The following is a 16,665-nucleotide window of genomic DNA, read 5'->3' on the forward strand; positions in this document are numbered from 1 at the left end:
TTGCAAGAGGTTTCGCAGGATTTTCAAACTCCTGGCGCGCTCATGCCGCGCGGAAGGTCAGGCTCACACCGTTGATGCAGTGCCGCTTGCCGGTCGGGCGCGGACCATCGTCGAAAATGTGGCCGAGGTGACTGCCGCAGCGGCGGCAATGGCATTCGGTGCGCAGCATGAAGAGCGATCTGTCTGCCTTGGTTCCGATGGCATTGTTCTGGGCCTGCCAGAAACTCGGCCAGCCCGTTCCGCTGTCGTATTTGTGTTCGGACGAATAGAGCGCAAGGTCACAGCCTTTGCAGTGGAACATGCCAGCGCGCTTTTCATCGTTCAGCGGGGAGGAAAAAGCGCGTTCGGTGCCTTCCTCGCGCATCACACGGTATTCAAGCGAGGTCAGCATCGCTTTCCATTCCGCCTTGGACCGGGTGATTTCGAAAGTGCCTTCTGCGGCACCGGCCCCCTGCGCGACAGACCCAAGGCCCAGTGCAGCGGCTGCCGATTGCAGGAATGTACGTCGCAACATCGTGTCCTCCTTCACATTGAAAAGATGGTGCCCCGGTCTTGGGATCCGCAAGACCGGGGCACACACTTTTGCGCGATCTCCCTAACCCCGGGGTTGGGGAACTGGGGGTTTATTGAGCCGGCAAAAGCACGCGGTCGATCACGTGAATGACCCCGTTCGACTGCCGCACATCGGCAATCGTGACGGTGGCGTCGCGACCGTTTTCATCCGTGAGTGTGATCTTCGATCCGTTCATCTTGGCCTGCAGGGTGCATCCGCCCACGGTCTGTACGGGGTGGGTGCCGCCGTCATCGGCGATCATGCCCGCGATGGCATCGGACATGGCATTGGCCGCCACCACGTGGCAGGTCAGGATCTGAGTCAGCTGCGCCTTGGCTTCGGGCTGCAGCAGGGCATTGAGCGACTCGTCCGAAATCCGGTCAAAGGCCGCGTTGGTCGGCGCAAACACGGTAAACGGACCCTCGCTCATGAGAGTATCGACAAGGCCAGCCGCCTTGACGGCTGCGACAAGCGTGGTGTGATCGGCGGAGTTCACGGCGTTTTCCACGATGGTCTTGTCCGGGAACATGGCAGCGCCCCCCACCATCGGATTGTCAGTGCCGGCATGGCTTTCGGCCTGAGCAGCGCCGCTGAGGGTGGCTGCGGCCAGTGCGGCGGTGATGAACATTCTCGGTGTCATGTCGTCCTCCTTTGCATCCCGCCGGTGTGTCCGGCGAGTTGCTCACAGACACGAGCGTCCGGCAGGACTTGTTTCGGACGATCAGATCACAAGTCGATCACGAAGACGTGAGCGGTCCCGCAGCTCGGACCGCACCGGTCGGAGCACCCGTCGGAGACCCTCCCGGCGGTTCATCCGAAATGGCGAGAAGCGCGCCCGGCAACAGGGCAACCACCTCTTGCGGCACGTCGATCAGAGTGCTCCCATCCGCATCCAGCAGTCCGAGCGACACCGGCGCTGCATCGCCTGCAATCAGCCAGAGTTCGAACACCCGACCTTCGGGCGGCTCACCGGCGCTGCGCAAAACCTGCACGGCACCGCGCGCAGTATCGACATTGGCCCGGATCACGAGACCCGCGCCCTCCGGCGTCGGCGCCAGCTCGGCCACGAGATCGGCCTGCAAAAGCTCTTCTTCGCGTAAGAGGATGCCTGTGCTGACCATCAGCCACAGGACCAGAGCCGCCGCCGCCCCGCCAAGCCCGTAGGGCCAGAGCTGTTGCCAGAACGAGGTCCGATCGGGCTTGAAGAGGACGGTCTTCAGCCGCCGCGCCACTTGTGGCGAGGGCGTCACGTCCTCGACCTCGTCCATGATGGCGTCAGCGATATGTGTATCCCAGGCCAGAACCTCGGCGCGCAGATCGGGATTGGTGGCCATGCGCGCTTCGAAGGTGGCCCGTTCCTCGTCGGTCAGCAGCCCAAGCGCGTATTCCGCCGCCAGCACGCGGTCATTTTCCTCTTCGGGTGTGTGTATGTCGCTCATCGGCTCAGACACTCCCTCAGGGCCAAGAGACTGCGGCGCAGCCATGTGCGGATGGTGTTCAGGTTGACGCCGGTCGCCTCGGACAGGTCGGCATAGCTGTAACCTTCAAGATAGGCCCGCCGCACCAGATGCGCCCGCGCGCGGGGCAGTTCGTCAAGACAGGCCTGGATCTGCCGCGCTTCGGACGCCGCAACGGCGCTTGCCTCGGGTCCCGGCGCGCTGTCCGGCAGGAGGTCGGCGGTTTCGATGGGGACCGGTGGCAGTTTCAGGGCACGCTTGCGATCCACCGCGCGGTTGCGGGTGATCGTGATCAGCCAGGTCATCGGAGAATACCCGTTGACCTTGTAGCTGTCGGCCTTGTTCCACACCGTCACGAACACGTCCTGCAACACCTCCTCGGCTTCAACGCGGTCGTTCAACACACGCAGACAGACGCCAAAGAGTTTCGCGGAGGTCCTTTCATACAGCTTGTCGAACGCGGCACGGTCGCCCATCGCCACGCGGGCAATGAGGTTTTCCACCTCTTCTTGCGGCGTCATCAGCGAATTCCCATGCCCTTTCCCTTGCTCCTCCCGCCATTATGTTGCACCACACACTCGCAAAACCCCAGCTGAGAAGGATGTCCGCAACATGGCCGACGGGACGATCGACATCAACGCCAAACCGACAGAAGAAATTTCCGTACGCGAGGTGTTTGGCATTGATACGGACATGCTGGTCCACGGCTTTCCGGAACGCACCGACCGCGTGCCGGATATCGACAGCACCTACAAGTTCGATCCGGACACGACGCTGGCCATCCTTGCAGGCTTTCGCAACAACCGCCGCGTGATGATCCAAGGCTATCACGGCACCGGGAAATCCACCCATATCGAACAGGTCGCCGCGCGGCTCAACTGGCCCTGCGTGCGCGTCAACCTCGACAGCCATATCAGCCGGATCGACCTGATCGGCAAGGACGCGATCAAGCTGGTGGACGGCAAGCAGGTCACGCAGTTTCAGGAAGGCATCCTGCCCTGGGCGCTGCGCAATCCCACAGCCATCGTTTTCGACGAATACGACGCAGGCCGGGCCGACGTGATGTTCGTGATCCAGCGCGTTCTGGAAACCGACGGCAAGCTGACGCTGCTCGACCAGAACCAGGTGATCACGCCGCACAAGTATTTCCGCATTTTCGCCACGGCCAACACAGTGGGTCTGGGCGACACGACGGGTCTGTATCACGGCACCCAGCAGATCAACCAGGGTCAGATGGACCGCTGGTCGCTGGTGGCGACGCTCAACTACCTGTCGATCGACGCCGAAACCTCGATCGTGCTGTCGAAGGCGCCGCATTACAACACCGAGAAGGGCCGCAAGATCGTGCGCCAGATGGTGACGGTGGCCGACCTGTCGCGCACCGCGTTCATGTCGGGCGATCTGTCCACCGTGATGAGCCCGCGGACCGTGATCGCCTGGGCGCAGAACGCCGAGATCTTCCGCGATGTGGGCTATGCGTTCCGCCTGTCCTTCCTCAACAAATGCGACGAGCTGGAGCGCCAGACCGTGGCCGAGTTCTACCAGCGCTGCTTTGACGAAGAGCTGCCGGAAAGTGCTGCTTCGCTGAGCGTCGGGTGATGGCTCTCGGGTCGGCTATGCCGATCCGTCAGGCTGCGGGTGCCACCCGGCGGCCATCGGGCTTGTACCGATGTCGTACGCTGGTCGGCACCTCGAACTCTTTGACGCCCGAAGAAGCCGGCAAACCGCGTTGTGCCTCCGACCCGTTGGCATTGCGCGCGACTGAACTGCGTGGAAAGGTCAGGTCATGAGCAAATCCAGTGACAACCCCGCCGATCCGTTCAAGAAAGCCCTGGCCGAGGCGACCAAGGTCATGGCGCGCGACCCAGATTTGACGGTCAGCTATTCGGTCGATCCGTCCGGCATTTCCGGCGATGCGATGCGTCTGCCGCAGATCAGCCGCCGCCTGACCCGCGACGAGGTGCTGCTGGCGCGCGGGACGGCGGATGCGATGGCGATGTATCGGCGCTATCACGACGCGGGCACCCATGCGCGTTATGCGCCGCAGGGCGATCTTGCCCGCGAGCTTTACGAGACAATGGAAACCGCCCGCTGCGAAGCGATGGGCGCCCGGGACATGCCGGGGACCGCCGGCAATATCGACGCCAAGATCGGTCACGAAGCGCTGCGTCGCGGCTATGATCAGATCAAGGAGGCGTCGGACGCCCCTCTGGCCGAGGCAGCGGGATATCTGGTGCGCCATCTGGCCACCGGACGCGACCTGCCCGCGGGGGCGCAGAATGTCATGGACCTCTGGCGCGGCTTCATCGAGAATCAGGCAGGTGGGACGCTTGAAAACCTGCAGGATGTTCTGAGCGATCAGGCGGCCTTTGCCCGCTTCACCCGTGCGGTGATCACCGATCTCGGCTATGGCGACCAACTGGGCGATGACCCGGACGAGCTTGACGAAGAGGCGCAGGATCAGGCCGAAGAGGGTGGCGAGGACGATCAGGAGCCCGACAGCACCGGTCAGGACGAGGACGAAAGCGAAGACGCCGAAGCCAATCCCGAATCGAGCCAGGAGGAAACACAGGATCCCAGCCAGGCCCAGGTCTCAATGGACGAGATGGCCGATCAGGAGCTGAGTGACGAGGCCGAAATGCCCGAGGGCGAAGCGCCGCTGGAGCCGCCGCCCCCTGCCCCGATCTCCGAGGCAGACCCCGACTACAAGGTGTTCGACGCCACCCATGACGAGGAAATCCTTGCCGAAGAGCTGGCAGAACCGGTCGAGCTCGAACGGCTGCGCGCCTATCTGGATCAGCAGCTTGAACCGCTGAAAGGCGCGGTGAGCCGTCTGGCCAACAAGCTGCAGCGCCGTCTGCAGGCACAGCAGAACCGGTCGTGGGAATTCGATCTGGAGGAAGGCATCCTCGATGCGGGCCGACTGGCGCGCGTGGTCGCCAACCCCACGACGCCGCTGTCCTTCAAGGTCGAGAAAGACACCGAGTTCCGCGACACGGTTGTGACGCTGCTTCTGGACAATTCCGGCTCCATGCGCGGGCGTCCGATCTCCATCGCGGCGATCTGTGCGGATGTTCTGGCCCGGACGCTGGAGCGCTGCTCGGTCAAGGTCGAGATCCTTGGCTTTACCACCCGTGCTTGGAAAGGCGGTCAGGCCCGTGAAAAGTGGCTGAACGAGGGGCGCGAACAGCAACCGGGTCGTCTGAACGACCTGCGCCACATCATCTACAAGAGCGCCGATGCGCCGTGGCGGCGGACGCGGTCGAACCTTGGCCTGATGATGAAGGAAGGGCTGCTCAAGGAAAACATCGACGGTGAGGCGCTGGAATGGGCCCACCGGCGGATGCTGCACCGGCCCGAGGCGCGCAAGATCCTGATGGTGATTTCCGACGGCGCGCCGGTGGATGACAGCACCCTGTCGGTGAACCCGGCGAACTACCTCGAAAAGCACCTGCGCGACGTGATCGCCATGGTGGAGCGCCGCAAGCAGGTCGAACTGCTGGCCATCGGCATCGGCCATGACGTGACACGTTACTATGAACGCGCCGTCACGATCACCGATGTTGAGCAACTGGCCGGGGCGATGACCGAACAGCTTGCCTCGCTCTTCGACAGCGATCCAAGGGCCCGGGCGCGGCTCATGGGGATCAAGCGGGCCAGCTGATCCGTGTTTCGGACCGGTCAGTGCCGGTCCGACCAAAGCGGCCTCGTATAGAAGAAGACAGAAGACGCAGACGGGTGTGATATTCCGTCTGACCGGACTTGCCTTGGGCCGCGTTTCCGGCTTGGCTGCCCGCAATCGAAGGAAGACCGTGCCATGTTCCAAAGCTTTACCGAAACCGCCTCGCCCGAACAGGGCCCCCCGCGTCTTGCCGCGCTGCGCGCAGAGCTGGCCCGCGCAGGCCTGGATGGCTTCATCGTTCCCCGCGCGGATGCGCATCAAGGCGAATACGTGGCCGACAGGGACAGCCGCCTTGCCTGGCTGACAGGGTTCACTGGGTCGGCGGGGTTCTGCGTGGCGCTGCAGGACAAGGCAGGTGTGTTCATCGACGGGCGCTACCGGGTGCAGGTCCGCGCACAGGTGGCGGATGTGTTCACACCGGTTCACTGGCCGGAAACATCCCTTGGCGACTGGTTGACAGAGAACGTGACTGCGGGCGGTGTCGTCGGGTTTGACCCCTGGCTGCACACGGTGGCACAGCTGCGCGAGCTGGAAACAAGCGCCAAAGGTGTGACCTTGCGGCGGGTGGGCAACCTCGTCGATCACATCTGGGACGACCAGCCGCCACCGCCTGCCACGGCGGCCTTTGTTCAACCCGTCGAGCTGGCCGGTGAGGCGCATGCGGACAAGATCGCGCGGCTTGCCAAGACACTGGGTGATGCAAGCTGTGCGGTGCTGACCCTGCCCGACAGCATCTGTTGGCTGCTGAACATCCGCGGTGATGACGTGCCGCGCACCCCGTTTGTGCATGGGTTTGCCCTGCTGCATGGCTCGGGTCAGGTCACGTTCTTTGTCGATGCCGCCAAGCTGACGAATTTGGGCGATCACCTTGGGCCCACGGTTCAGGTGCAGCCGGTCGACCGCTTTCTTCCCGCGCTCGCAAAGCTTGACGGCACTGTCCAGATCGACCCCGCCAGCTGTCCGGTGATCGTGGCCGACACGCTTGGGGACGCGGGCATCTCGATGATCGAGGCGCAGGATCCCTGCGCTCTGCCCAAGGCCTGCAAATCCACAGCCGAACTTGAAGGCGCACGGGCCGCGCACCTGCGGGACGGGGCGGCGATGGCGCGGTTTCTGTGCTGGCTGGACGCGCAGGCGCCGGGCAGCCTGACGGAAATCGACGTGGTCACACAGCTCGAATCCGAACGTGCCGCGACCAACGCGCTGCGCGACATCAGTTTCGACACGATCTGCGGCGCCGGTCCAAACGGGGCCATCGTGCATTATCGCGTGACGGAGCACACCAACCGCCGTGTCGAACCCGGCCTTCTGCTGGTGGACAGCGGCGGGCAATATGTGGACGGCACCACCGACATCACCCGCACCATCGCCATCGGAACTGTCGGCGCGGACGAACGGCGCGCGTTCACACTGGTTCTCAAGGGGATGATTGCCATCTCGAAACTGCGCTGGCCCAAGGGGCTGGCCGGGCGGGACATGGATGCCCTGGCCCGCGCGGCGCTTTGGGAACGGGGACTGGACTATGGGCACGGCACCGGCCATGGCGTCGGCTCTTATCTGAGCGTTCATGAAGGCCCGCAACGGCTGGCCCGGACCGGCACCGTGCCCTTCATGCCGGGCATGATCCTGTCGAACGAGCCGGGTTTCTACAAGGAGGGCGCCTTCGGGATCCGGATCGAGAACCTCATCGTGGTGGAAGAGGCGCCTGCCCTGCCCGGCCAGACCGTGCCCGAGATGTACCGTTTCGAGACCCTGACCTACGTGCCGATAGACACGCGGCTCATTGACACGGAGCTGCTGACAGCCGCCGAACGCGACTGGCTCAACGCCTATCACGCCGAGGTTCTGGCGCGGATCGGGCCGCTGGTCGAGGGGTCCGTGTCAACCTGGCTTGAACAGGCCTGCGCCCCCATCTGACCATAAACATTTACATTCCCCCGCTAACCCCGCTACATCGCTGTGAAAGAGGGGATGGACCATGCAAAAACACGTGACAGTCAGACCTGCCGAAGGAACGTGGAGCGTACGCGCCGGCGGCGCCGTGATTGCGGAAAGCACCAACGCGCTGGAAGTCACCGAGGGAGATATGCCTTTTGTCATCTATTTCCCCCGGTCCGACGTGGCGATGGCGTTCCTCGATGCCTCGGATTACAGCACGACCTGCCCGCACAAGGGCAACGCCCGCTATTTCGACATCGTGTCGAAAAGCAAGACCTACACGAATGCCGTGTGGTCCTATGAAGACCCAAAGGCCGACGTGGCCGAGATCAAGGATCACCTTGCCTTCTGGGTTCAGGATGGCGTGACGGTTGAACGGGTGTAACCCACCGCTTCAGCTGTGCTCTTCCTCTGCCGTCGCTGCCAGTGCACGGTTGTAGGCCTTGAGCGCATCGACATGGAAAAGCGCGCCCTGAAGAACGGGCGCGTCCTCCGGACCTTCCAGCTTGACCACCGGCAGAAACGCGACACCGGACTTATCGAAGAGCGGCAGCGCGGTTTCCAGCGTGGCCTGAGCCTGAACGAACAGACTCTGCTCGATCATCGTCAGGCAGGCCTCTTCGTCGGCGGCATTGCTGTCGGTGGGTTTGCGCATCACGCCCTGCACGCGAAACATCGCCAGAAGATAAGCCTGCGGCCCGGCGGCCAGATGCACGTTGCGCCGTTCTAGCTGCGTCAGGAAGAACGACCGGTCCACCAGACGCGCCGACACGGCCGTCGACATGGAGACCGAGACCATCACGGCAAGCCCGGTCTGCCAGTCGCCGGTGAGCTCGAAAACGATCAGCGTGGTCGAGATCGGCGCGCCCAACACCGCAGCCGCCACCGCACCCATCCCGGCCAGTGCGTAGAGTGTGGCGGTGCCGGACTGCTCGGGGAACAGACCGGTGGCGATGAGGCCGAAGGCCAGGCCGGTCAGCGCACCCAGCATCAGGGAGGGCGAAAACACCCCGCCGCCCATGCGACCGCCCATGGTGATCGCCACGGCGACCACCTTGAGCATGGCGAAGACCACCGCCTCATGCCACAGGAGCGCACCTGTCAGGGCCCGCGATGTGGTCTCATAACCGACACCGATGATATGCGGGAACCAGATCGCCAGCGCGCCCAGCATCACGCCTGCCGCAGCAGGGCGCAGCAGATGCGGCAGGCCCATCCGGCGCTGCAGTTGCGTGCCCACATCATCCGCAAGAAAGACCGCGCGCATCATGGCGACGGCCACTAGCCCGCACACAAGACCGAGGATGAAAAAGGCCGGCAGTTCGAGGTAGAATTCGACCACCGTCGTGCCGGGCAGCTTGAACTCGGTCACATCCCCGAACACCAGCCGGTTGATCACCGTGCCCGCCGCACTGGCCACCACGATGGGCGCAAAGGCATGAACTGCGAAATGGCGCAGGATCACTTCCAGAGCGAAGAGGGCGCCGGCAATGGGCGCGTTGAAGCTGGCCGACACGGCGGCGGCCACGGCACAGCCCAGCAGGTCGCGTCCAGTGATTCCGTCGGCGCGGATCGTGTTGGACACCCAGGACGAGATCATCGCCGCAATATGCACGACCGGACCTTCACGGCCCGTACTGCCACCGGTCGAGAGCGTGATCCATGAACAGATGGCCGAGGCGATCCCCGCCTTCTTTTCCACCCTGCCATCGTTGAGCGCCGCACCCTCGATGACGTCAGCGACCGACCGGACCCGACCGTCCGGCGTGAAGTAGTGGACGATCACGCCCACCACCAAACCACCAACCGTGGGAATCAGCAGCAGCATCCACCAAGGCAGGGTTTCGGCATAGCTGTGGATCGTGGTCACGCTGGGTGTGCCATAGACGGTCGTCTGCAACAGCGTGATGGCAAGGCGAAACCCGGTGGCCGCAAGTCCCGCCGCAATCCCGATCAGCAGCGCGATCAGCCAGAACTGGAACTGCGACGGCCCCTTGTGCCGCAGCAAATCCCAACCGCGGGCGAACTGTCGGTTCATTGCCTGTATTTGACCACGCAACGCGGGCGCCATGCCGTGCGGTCCTTTCGGGAGAGGCATACCATGCCAAAAATCTACTTATTCCGCAGGCTTATCCAATGCGCTTGGCGTGTCCACCCCCTCGCCGATCAATCTCTGTGACGGTCGGTGTCAGGACACACCCACAAGCTGGAACAGGCGTTGCTGGGCCTTTTGCGCGCGCTCGGCGATCACCCTGTCGCGCAAGGGCCCCAAAGCGCCTGTGGCGCGACGGATCTGCAGGTCGCCCACCAGCAGGTCGATGTAGAGCCCGGTGATTTCGAAGGGATCGCCCTTCAGCGCACCGCGTTTCACCAGTGTCTGAAACAGATCGGCGATCAGCGGAAACACCTTGTCCCGCCCCTCTTGCGCCAGCGCCTGTCCCAACCCACCGCTGGCATCCGCAGCGGCCGCCCGGTTCAGCGCGATGGCCCGGTCGCCCAGAAGCATGCCCAGCAACACCGGGCCCAACTCGGCCAGCGCCGACTCGGGCGCATCACCCTTCCGGATTGCATCGCGCAAACGGCCGGCTACCTCTTCGGCATTGGTTTCGATCAACGCCCGGAAGAGACCAAGCTTGTCCCCGTACCAGCGATAGAGCGTTTCATTCGAAGCTTTCGACGCCTTGGCGATGGCCAGCATCGACATGTTCTGAAAGCCTTTTTCCGCCAGCAGCGCATAGGCCGCTGTCTCGATCTGGTCGCGTCGCTGCGCCTTGTTGTCATCCCGCATGATGTGCCTCTCGAAGTCTCTGCTTGACGCATAACCGTAATCATGTGTACGGATATGTAAAGGCGTACACATGATTACGGATTTGAAGGAGACCCGAATGCCCACGATACCCGCCGCCTATGCCCCGCCCCGCCAGCAGAGCTCTGCCATTGCCACCACATCCGCCAAAGCTGCCGGTCTGGCGGCGCTGATCTTCAGCGGAGCGATTTTCGGCTTCTTCTATGCCTGGGTCTGTTCGACAATGTGGGGGCTCGACGCGACCGACCCGCGTGTCGCCATCGCAGCGATGCAGGCGATGAACGGCTCTGTGCGCAACGCGGTCTTCGCCCCTGCCTTTTTCGGCACACCGTTTGTGCTCTGGATCGCCGCCCTTCTCGCATGGCGGGTTGACCGGTTTGCGGCTGCGCGGGCCTTCGGGCTTGGCGGGCTGGTCTATGCCTTGGGTGGCATGATCCTGACCATGTCGGTGAACGTTCCGATGAACGAAGCTCTTGCACTCATTGTCGTGCCGACCGACCTGACTGCGGCGCAGGCCATCTGGGACGACTATTCCGGTCCGTGGCAGGTCTACAACATCACGCGCACCGTGCTGATCGGCGTGGCGCTTGGATTGGCCGGGCTGGGTTTGATGCGGCTTTAACCCGCTAGCAGCGCCCGCGCCGCCGCGCGAGCCTCTTCGGTGATGGTATCGCCCGAGAGCATTCGGGCGATTTCCCCTTCCCGCGCAGGTGGATCAAGCGGCACCACGGTTGACGTAGTCTGATTGTCTGCAACCCGTTTTTCCACCCGCCAGTGATGCGCCCCAAGCGCGGCCACCTGCGGCGAATGGGTGACGACAAGCACCTGCCCGCCTTCGGCCAAGGCAGCCAGACGCCGCCCCACCGCGTCGGCCGTTGCGCCACCGACACCCCGGTCGATTTCGTCGAAGATCATGGTGAGACCGGCATCGCGCTGCTCCGACAGGCAGACCTTGAGCGCGAGCAGGAACCGGCTGAGTTCGCCACCAGAGGCGATCTTGCCAATCGGCCCCGCCGGAGCGCCGGGGTTGGTGGCGACGGTGAAGGCGACCGCATCGCTGCCGTCCGGTCCGGCAGGGGCCTCAGTCAGATCGGTCACGAAAACGGCGCGTTCCATCTTGAGCGGTGCAAGCTCTGCGCAAACGGCCTCATCCAGACGGCGGGCTGCTGCACCCCGGCTGCCGCGCAGGGCCTTGGCCGCGTCGCCATAGGCTGCCTCGGCAGTGCGCAGTTCGGTCTGCAGGCGGGTCATGCGGTCCGCGCCCTGATCCAATGCCGCCAACCGGTCGCGCAGCGTATCCGCAAGCCCGGCAAGATCATCTGGCCCAACGCAGTGTTTCCGTGCCAGCGCACGAAGGGCGAACAACCGTTCCTCGGTTGCCTCGAGCTCGTGTGGATCGAAATCCAGCGACTCGAGACAGGCTGTCACACCACGGGCCGCGTCGTCGAGTTCCGCCATTGCGCGGGCAAGTGCCGCAAGCGGATCATCCAGCCGTCCGTCGGCCGCGTCGCTGACGCCTTCAAGCCACCGCAGGGCGTCGGACAAGGCGCCCTCGGCCCCGTCCTGTCCCATCACCTGCGCGGCACGGGCAATGTCATCGCGAATTCGTTCGGATGCCTGCATCATCCGGCGACGCGAGTCGAGCTCCGCATCCTCACCCGGTTCAGGCGCCAGCTTGTCCAACTCGCCCACGGAATGACGCAGAAACTCTTCCTCGGCCTGAGCGGCATGGTACGCCGCTTCCGCCTCGGCCAGTGCCTTGCGCGCCTTGGACAGTGTGCCCCACGCGGTTTTCACCGCGACCAGCAGATCATCATGCCCTGCAAACTGATCCAGCAGCGCGCGATGTCCCTTGGGGTTCAGCAAGCCACGGTCGTCATGCTGTCCGTGCAACTCCACCAGCGTATCCGACAGGGCGCGCAGCATTTCGCCCGTGACGCGGCGGTCATTGACCCAACCGGTCTTGCGCCCATCCGCCGTGTTGACCCGCCGCAGGATCAGTTCGTCCGCGTCTTCGAACCCCGCTTCGGTCAGGATGTCCCGTGCCGGATGCGCCTTCGGCAGGTCGAAAACGGCCGTCACTTCGCCCTGCTCGGCTCCGCTGCGAACCAGTTCGGCCCGACCGCGCCAGCCCAGCACGAAGCCGAGACTATCCAGAAGGATCGACTTCCCGGCCCCGGTTTCTCCGGTGAGCACATTGAGTCCCGGCTGGAACTCGAGATCCAGCCGATCAATGATCAGCATGTCGCGTATTTCAAGCGTGCGCAGCATTCTGTGCAACCGGGTGCGCTGTCAGGCGCACCGCCCCCCGATCAAAGCCACTGACCCCGAACCATTTGGCGGTACACCTGCCGCAACCAGTTGTCGCCGGTCGCCTTGAGCTCGAGCCCGCGCCCGGTGAGAAGCTTGAAGCTGTCCTCGTACCAGCTTGTGGACTGGTAGTTGTATCCGAGGATCGCGCCCGCGGTCTGCGCTTCGTCGGTGAGACCCAGCGACAGGTATGCCTCCACAAGCCGGTGCAGCGCCTCAGCCGTATGGGTGGTTGTCTGGAAATCCTCGACCACCACACGAAAGCGGTTGATCGCCGCGGCGTAATGATCGCGACGCAGGTAGTACCGCCCGATCTCCATCTCCTTGCCGGCCAAGTGATCATAGGCAAGATCGAACTTGAGCACGGCAGAGCGGGCATATTCACTGTCGGGGTAGCGTTCAATCACCGTGCGCAGCGCCTGCAGGGCCTGGAAGGTCAGGCCCTGATCGCGGCCGACTTCTTCGATCTGGTCGTAGTAGCTGAGCGCGAGAAGGTACTGCGCATACGCGGCATCCTCATCGGTCGGGTAGAAATCGATATAGCGCTGCGCCGCAGAGCGGCTGTTCTCGTAATCCTTGTTCTGGTGATGTGCGAAGGCCTGCATGATCACCGCGCGTTTGGCCAACTCGGAATAAGGATACAGGCGCTCGACCTCGGAGAAATAGAAGGCAGCCTCTTCGGGATCGCTGCGATCCAGCTCGAATTCGCCGCGTTCGAAGATCTGTTCGGCGGTGAATGTCTCGATCGGGACGCCTCCAGGGCCGAAGCCCGGACGCTCGCCGTTGCTGCACGCCGTCAGCATCACCACCAAGAGCCCCGCTCCGATCACAGCTCTTGCGCTTCTGCCCGCTGCCATGCCCGTCACCTTCGTTAAACCGCCGTGGCTATGCGTGCCACTTGTCTGTTGTCGGTCCTAGCACATTAAATCGGAAGGCAAAACGCCTTTAGGCACACAAGTGCGCTGGCATCTGCACAGGGCGTGTTCGGACATATCTACGGGCCTGACCTGCCCGCATCAGGCAACCGCCGGAATCTCGTGGGCCTCGACACCTGCGCCGGGAAGACGCGCCGCCAGTGCGTGGTCGCAATCGCGGATGCGATACCCGTCCGGCGTCGCGAAAAGCTCGCGCAGGAGCATGTTGGTCAGGGTATGCCCCGCCTTGTGCCCTTCGTAATGCCCCAGCAGGGGCGCACCGGCCAAAGCCAGATCGCCAAGCGCGTCGAGCATCTTGTGGCGGACCGCTTCATCGGCGTGACGCAGGCCACCGGGGCTGAGCACTGTGTCACCATCGACGACGACCGCGTTCTCCATCGTGCCGCCCAACGCTTTGCCCGCGGCGCGCATCGCTTCGACATCGGAGGCGCGGCAGAAGGTGCGGCTGTCGCACAGTTCGCGCACAAACGCACCATTGGCGAGGTCCATCGACTTGCTTTGACGACCGATGGCCCGGTCCGCGAAGTCGATGTGGAAATCCATCGTCAGACCTTCGCCCGGACCCAGCCGGGCCCAGCCCTGTGCCGTATGCACCTCGACCGTGGACAGAACTTCGATCACGCGGATCGGCGCGCGCAATTGCTTGACACCCGCCGAAAGAAGGCCGCGGACAAACGGTGCCGCGCTTCCGTCGAGGACCGGCGCTTCGGGACCATCGATCCGGATCAGGGCATTGTGCACGCCACAGCCGACCAGCGCTGCCATCACGTGTTCGATCGTCGATAGGGACACGCCGGAGGCATTCACGATCTTGGTGCACAGCGGCGATTGCTCGGCATGGTCGAACAGAGCCGGGATCCGGGCATTGCCCAGCCGGATATCCGTCCGTTCGAAAACGATGCCATGATCGGCCGGAGCCGGGCAGATCGCCATGTTCACCGACAGACCGGTGTGCAGGCCGATGCCCGAAAAACGGACGATGGAATGAACCGTGGTTTGCAAAAGACCCTCGATCAGATACGCCAGCACCCCCAATGCGGCGTTTCGAGATGGGTGATACTCGCTGACCTATCTTGTCTCAAATCAAAGATTGTAACGGGCTGAAACAAGCGTCCAAAAGATATAGGCGGAATCCCGCCAAAGTCTGGAAACATCTGTTTTCAAACGAAAAACGCCCCCGGTTACGGGGGCGTTGTCGCATAAGTTAACCGGCGGTTAACCGCAGAATCAGTTGGCTTGACGACGCAGGAACGCGGGAATTTCGATCCGCTCCTGGTCTTCATCCGCCTCGGGCGACGGCGCACGGGCCGGTGCGGCACCGCTCGAATGAACCGGCGGTTGCGCTGTGCGGCGCACCGGAGGCTCGGCCTGCTGGCCATGTCCGGTCATGCGGTTGATCAGCGAATTGATCCCGAAACGCGGGCGTTCTGCGTCGGCGGGCTCCGGCTCGGCCTGCATGGCGGGACGGGCACCCGGTGCCGGACGCGCGCGGGATGCCGCTGCCTGCAGACGCGCAAGGGCTTCGGCGCTGGGTGTCCCCGGTGTGGGCGCACGCGGTGCCACGAATTGCTCCGGATCAGCCTCGATGCTGTCTTCGCGCGGATTGAACTCGGCCACTTGCGGGCGATAGGCGGGCGGGGGCAGACCGTCATCATCTACCGCCTCGTGCTCGGCAGCCGTGCCTTGGAACACGGGCTCACTCTGCTCTTCCACCTGCTCGTGCTCATTGTCGAAGAGCGACGGCTCATGCGCGGTGCGGGCTGCAACCGGCTCGGGCTTGGGCGCGGCTCGCTCGGCCTGCTGTGTTTCCTCGACCCGTGTGGTCTGGGTCAATGGCGTCGCAAGCGACCGGCGCGGCACAGGGATATCCGTGTGCACATCGACCGCATCGATACCCGTGGCCACAACGCTCACTCGCATCATGCCCTGCATGTTGTCATCCAGCGTGGAGCCCACGATGATGTTCGCGTCAGTATCGACTTCCTCGCGGATGCGGTTTGCCGCTTCGTCGAGTTCGAACAGCGTCAGATCGTGACCGCCTGTGATGTTGATGAGAACGCCCTTGGCACCGCGCAGGCTGATTTCGTCCAGCAGCGGGTTGGCGATGGCCTTCTCGGCCGCCTGAATGGCGCGATCTTCGCCCTCGGCCTCGCCGGTGCCCATCATCGCCTTGCCCATCTCGTCCATCACGGCGCGAACATCGGCGAAGTCGAGGTTGATCAGCCCCGGACGGACCATAAGATCGGTCACACCCTTCACGCCCTGATACAGCACGTCGTCCGCCATGGAGAAGGCTTCGGTGAAGGTGGTCTTTTCGTTCGCCAGACGGAACAGGTTCTGGTTCGGGATGATGATCAACGTGTCAACGACCTTCTGAAGCGCGTCCACGCCCTCTTCGGCCTGCTTCATCCGCTTGTTGCCTTCGAACTGGAACGGCTTGGTGACAACACCCACCGTCAGAACGCCCAGCTCGCGTGCGGCCTGCGCGATGATCGGCGCGGCCCCTGTCCCGGTGCCACCGCCCATGCCTGCGGTGATGAAGCACATATGCGCGCCGGCGAGGTGATCGACGATCTGTTCGATGCTTTCCTCGGCGGCTGCGGCGCCAACGGTGGCCCGCGCGCCAGCACCCAGACCCTCGGTCACTTTGACACCAAGCTGGATGCGGCTGGTTGACCGGCTCTGCTGCAGCGCCTGAGCGTCCGTGTTGGCCACGACGAAATCGACGCCTTCGAGGGCCTTGTCGATCATGTTGTTGACCGCGTTACCGCCTGCGCCCCCCACACCGAACACGGTGATGCGGGGTTTCAATTCTTCCTGTCCGGGCACCGAAAGGTTCAAAGTCATGTGTCTGTCCGCCTGCTGTCTCAGCCCCTTTCGGGACGTTTCTGCACCTGTTTCCCCAATTATTAGCGGGCAATCGCCCAAACGTCACGTAAAAACCGTACTTTAGCACCAAATGTGCCGTATACCGCCACCCCTCT

The 16,665-nt window shown here is 63.5% G+C and carries 15 protein-coding genes; 5 read left to right on the forward strand and 10 right to left on the reverse strand.

From position 1 onward, the window contains the following. Positions 1–40 precede the first annotated feature (40 nt). The 4 genes from msrB to MRY75_RS17510 form a co-directional block, all read right to left on the reverse strand. On the reverse strand, positions 41–514 hold the full coding sequence (gene msrB, locus MRY75_RS17495) for a peptide-methionine (R)-S-oxide reductase MsrB (RefSeq protein WP_292309291.1): 474 nt from the start codon (positions 512–514) through the stop codon (positions 41–43). Positions 515–623: 109 nt separating this feature from the next. Beyond that, the gene (locus MRY75_RS17500) at positions 624–1,193 is read right to left on the reverse strand and encodes a fasciclin domain-containing protein (RefSeq protein WP_292309292.1); all 570 of its coding nucleotides are present in this window, start codon (positions 1,191–1,193) and stop codon (positions 624–626) included. A 97-nt stretch (positions 1,194–1,290) separates the two neighbouring features. Then, positions 1,291–1,992, reverse strand: coding sequence for an anti-sigma factor (locus MRY75_RS17505; protein ID WP_292309293.1), 702 nt, complete (start codon positions 1,990–1,992; stop codon positions 1,291–1,293). Further along, on the reverse strand, positions 1,989–2,531 hold the full coding sequence (locus MRY75_RS17510) for a sigma-70 family RNA polymerase sigma factor (protein WP_292309294.1): 543 nt from the start codon (positions 2,529–2,531) through the stop codon (positions 1,989–1,991). Before MRY75_RS17510 ends, MRY75_RS17505 begins: the two co-directional genes overlap by 4 nt. Before the next feature lie 91 nt (positions 2,532–2,622). Here MRY75_RS17510 and cobS point away from each other — a divergent pair, with 91 nt between their 5' ends. From cobS to MRY75_RS17530, 4 genes are all read left to right on the forward strand, one after another. Beyond that, entirely contained in the window at positions 2,623–3,609 is a 987-nt protein-coding gene (gene cobS, locus MRY75_RS17515) for a cobaltochelatase subunit CobS (RefSeq protein WP_292309295.1), read from the forward strand. 187 nt (positions 3,610–3,796) lie between these two features. Continuing rightward, on the forward strand, positions 3,797–5,674 hold the full coding sequence (gene cobT, locus MRY75_RS17520) for a cobaltochelatase subunit CobT (RefSeq protein ID WP_292309296.1): 1,878 nt from the start codon (positions 3,797–3,799) through the stop codon (positions 5,672–5,674). A gap of 153 nt (positions 5,675–5,827) precedes the next feature. Continuing rightward, complete coding sequence (locus tag MRY75_RS17525) at positions 5,828–7,609, forward strand: aminopeptidase P family protein (RefSeq protein ID WP_292309297.1); 1,782 nt, start codon at positions 5,828–5,830, stop codon at positions 7,607–7,609. Positions 7,610–7,670: 61 nt separating this feature from the next. Further along, positions 7,671–8,015, forward strand: a complete 345-nt coding sequence (locus MRY75_RS17530) for a DUF427 domain-containing protein (RefSeq protein ID WP_292309298.1) — start codon at positions 7,671–7,673, stop codon at positions 8,013–8,015. 9 nt (positions 8,016–8,024) lie between these two features. On the opposite strand, the gene MRY75_RS17535 is transcribed toward MRY75_RS17530, so the two are convergent. Both MRY75_RS17535 and MRY75_RS17540 read right to left on the reverse strand, forming a co-directional pair. After that, complete coding sequence (locus MRY75_RS17535; RefSeq protein ID WP_292309370.1) at positions 8,025–9,668, reverse strand: chloride channel protein; 1,644 nt, start codon at positions 9,666–9,668, stop codon at positions 8,025–8,027. A 150-nt stretch (positions 9,669–9,818) separates the two neighbouring features. After that, a complete protein-coding gene (locus MRY75_RS17540; protein WP_292309299.1) occupies positions 9,819–10,418 on the reverse strand; it encodes a TetR/AcrR family transcriptional regulator in 600 nt (199 codons plus the stop codon). Positions 10,419–10,515: 97 nt separating this feature from the next. Between MRY75_RS17540 and MRY75_RS17545 the strand changes: the two genes are divergently transcribed. Continuing rightward, positions 10,516–11,058: an anthrone oxygenase family protein gene (locus tag MRY75_RS17545; protein ID WP_292309300.1), complete on the forward strand. Its 543-nt coding sequence runs from the start codon at positions 10,516–10,518 to the stop codon at positions 11,056–11,058. Here the strand turns inward: MRY75_RS17545 and recN are convergent. From recN to ftsZ, 4 genes are all read right to left on the reverse strand, one after another. Continuing rightward, positions 11,055–12,707 carry a DNA repair protein RecN gene (recN, locus tag MRY75_RS17550; protein ID WP_292309301.1) on the reverse strand — a complete coding sequence of 551 codons (1,653 nt, stop codon included), beginning with the start codon at positions 12,705–12,707 and terminating at the stop codon, positions 11,055–11,057. The two genes, MRY75_RS17545 and recN, sit on opposite strands and share 4 nt — an antisense overlap. 41 nt (positions 12,708–12,748) lie before the next feature. Beyond that, positions 12,749–13,603 carry an outer membrane protein assembly factor BamD gene (locus MRY75_RS17555; RefSeq protein WP_292309302.1) on the reverse strand — a complete coding sequence of 285 codons (855 nt, stop codon included), beginning with the start codon at positions 13,601–13,603 and terminating at the stop codon, positions 12,749–12,751. A 159-nt stretch (positions 13,604–13,762) separates the two neighbouring features. After that, complete coding sequence (gene lpxC, locus MRY75_RS17560) at positions 13,763–14,683, reverse strand: UDP-3-O-acyl-N-acetylglucosamine deacetylase (RefSeq protein ID WP_292309371.1); 921 nt, start codon at positions 14,681–14,683, stop codon at positions 13,763–13,765. Between the two features lie 225 nt (positions 14,684–14,908). Next, positions 14,909–16,528: a cell division protein FtsZ gene (ftsZ, locus tag MRY75_RS17565; RefSeq protein WP_292309303.1), complete on the reverse strand. Its 1,620-nt coding sequence runs from the start codon at positions 16,526–16,528 to the stop codon at positions 14,909–14,911. Between the last annotated feature and the right edge of the window lie 137 nt (positions 16,529–16,665).

Origin of the sequence: Marivita sp. (assembly GCF_022763305.1) — a bacterium.
In the GTDB taxonomy this organism is placed as follows: Bacteria; Pseudomonadota; Alphaproteobacteria; order Rhodobacterales; family Rhodobacteraceae; genus Marivita.

What these genes read in the sequence shown, in the direction of transcription:
- msrB (WP_292309291.1), bottom strand. Translation starts at nt 514, where the DNA reads ATGTTGCGACGTACATTCCTGCAATCGGCAGCCGCTGCACTGGGCCTT.
- MRY75_RS17500 (WP_292309292.1), bottom strand. Translation starts at nt 1,193, where the DNA reads ATGACACCGAGAATGTTCATCACCGCCGCACTGGCCGCAGCCACCCTC.
- MRY75_RS17505 (WP_292309293.1), bottom strand. Translation starts at nt 1,992, where the DNA reads ATGAGCGACATACACACACCCGAAGAGGAAAATGACCGCGTGCTGGCG.
- MRY75_RS17510 (WP_292309294.1), bottom strand. Translation starts at nt 2,531, where the DNA reads ATGACGCCGCAAGAAGAGGTGGAAAACCTCATTGCCCGCGTGGCGATG.
- cobS (WP_292309295.1), top strand. Translation starts at nt 2,623, where the DNA reads ATGGCCGACGGGACGATCGACATCAACGCCAAACCGACAGAAGAAATT.
- cobT (WP_292309296.1), top strand. Translation starts at nt 3,797, where the DNA reads ATGAGCAAATCCAGTGACAACCCCGCCGATCCGTTCAAGAAAGCCCTG.
- MRY75_RS17525 (WP_292309297.1), top strand. Translation starts at nt 5,828, where the DNA reads ATGTTCCAAAGCTTTACCGAAACCGCCTCGCCCGAACAGGGCCCCCCG.
- MRY75_RS17530 (WP_292309298.1), top strand. Translation starts at nt 7,671, where the DNA reads ATGCAAAAACACGTGACAGTCAGACCTGCCGAAGGAACGTGGAGCGTA.
- MRY75_RS17535 (WP_292309370.1), bottom strand. Translation starts at nt 9,668, where the DNA reads ATGAACCGACAGTTCGCCCGCGGTTGGGATTTGCTGCGGCACAAGGGG.
- MRY75_RS17540 (WP_292309299.1), bottom strand. Translation starts at nt 10,418, where the DNA reads ATGCGGGATGACAACAAGGCGCAGCGACGCGACCAGATCGAGACAGCG.
- MRY75_RS17545 (WP_292309300.1), top strand. Translation starts at nt 10,516, where the DNA reads ATGCCCACGATACCCGCCGCCTATGCCCCGCCCCGCCAGCAGAGCTCT.
- recN (WP_292309301.1), bottom strand. Translation starts at nt 12,707, where the DNA reads ATGCTGCGCACGCTTGAAATACGCGACATGCTGATCATTGATCGGCTG.
- MRY75_RS17555 (WP_292309302.1), bottom strand. Translation starts at nt 13,603, where the DNA reads ATGGCAGCGGGCAGAAGCGCAAGAGCTGTGATCGGAGCGGGGCTCTTG.
- ftsZ (WP_292309303.1), bottom strand. Translation starts at nt 16,528, where the DNA reads ATGACTTTGAACCTTTCGGTGCCCGGACAGGAAGAATTGAAACCCCGC.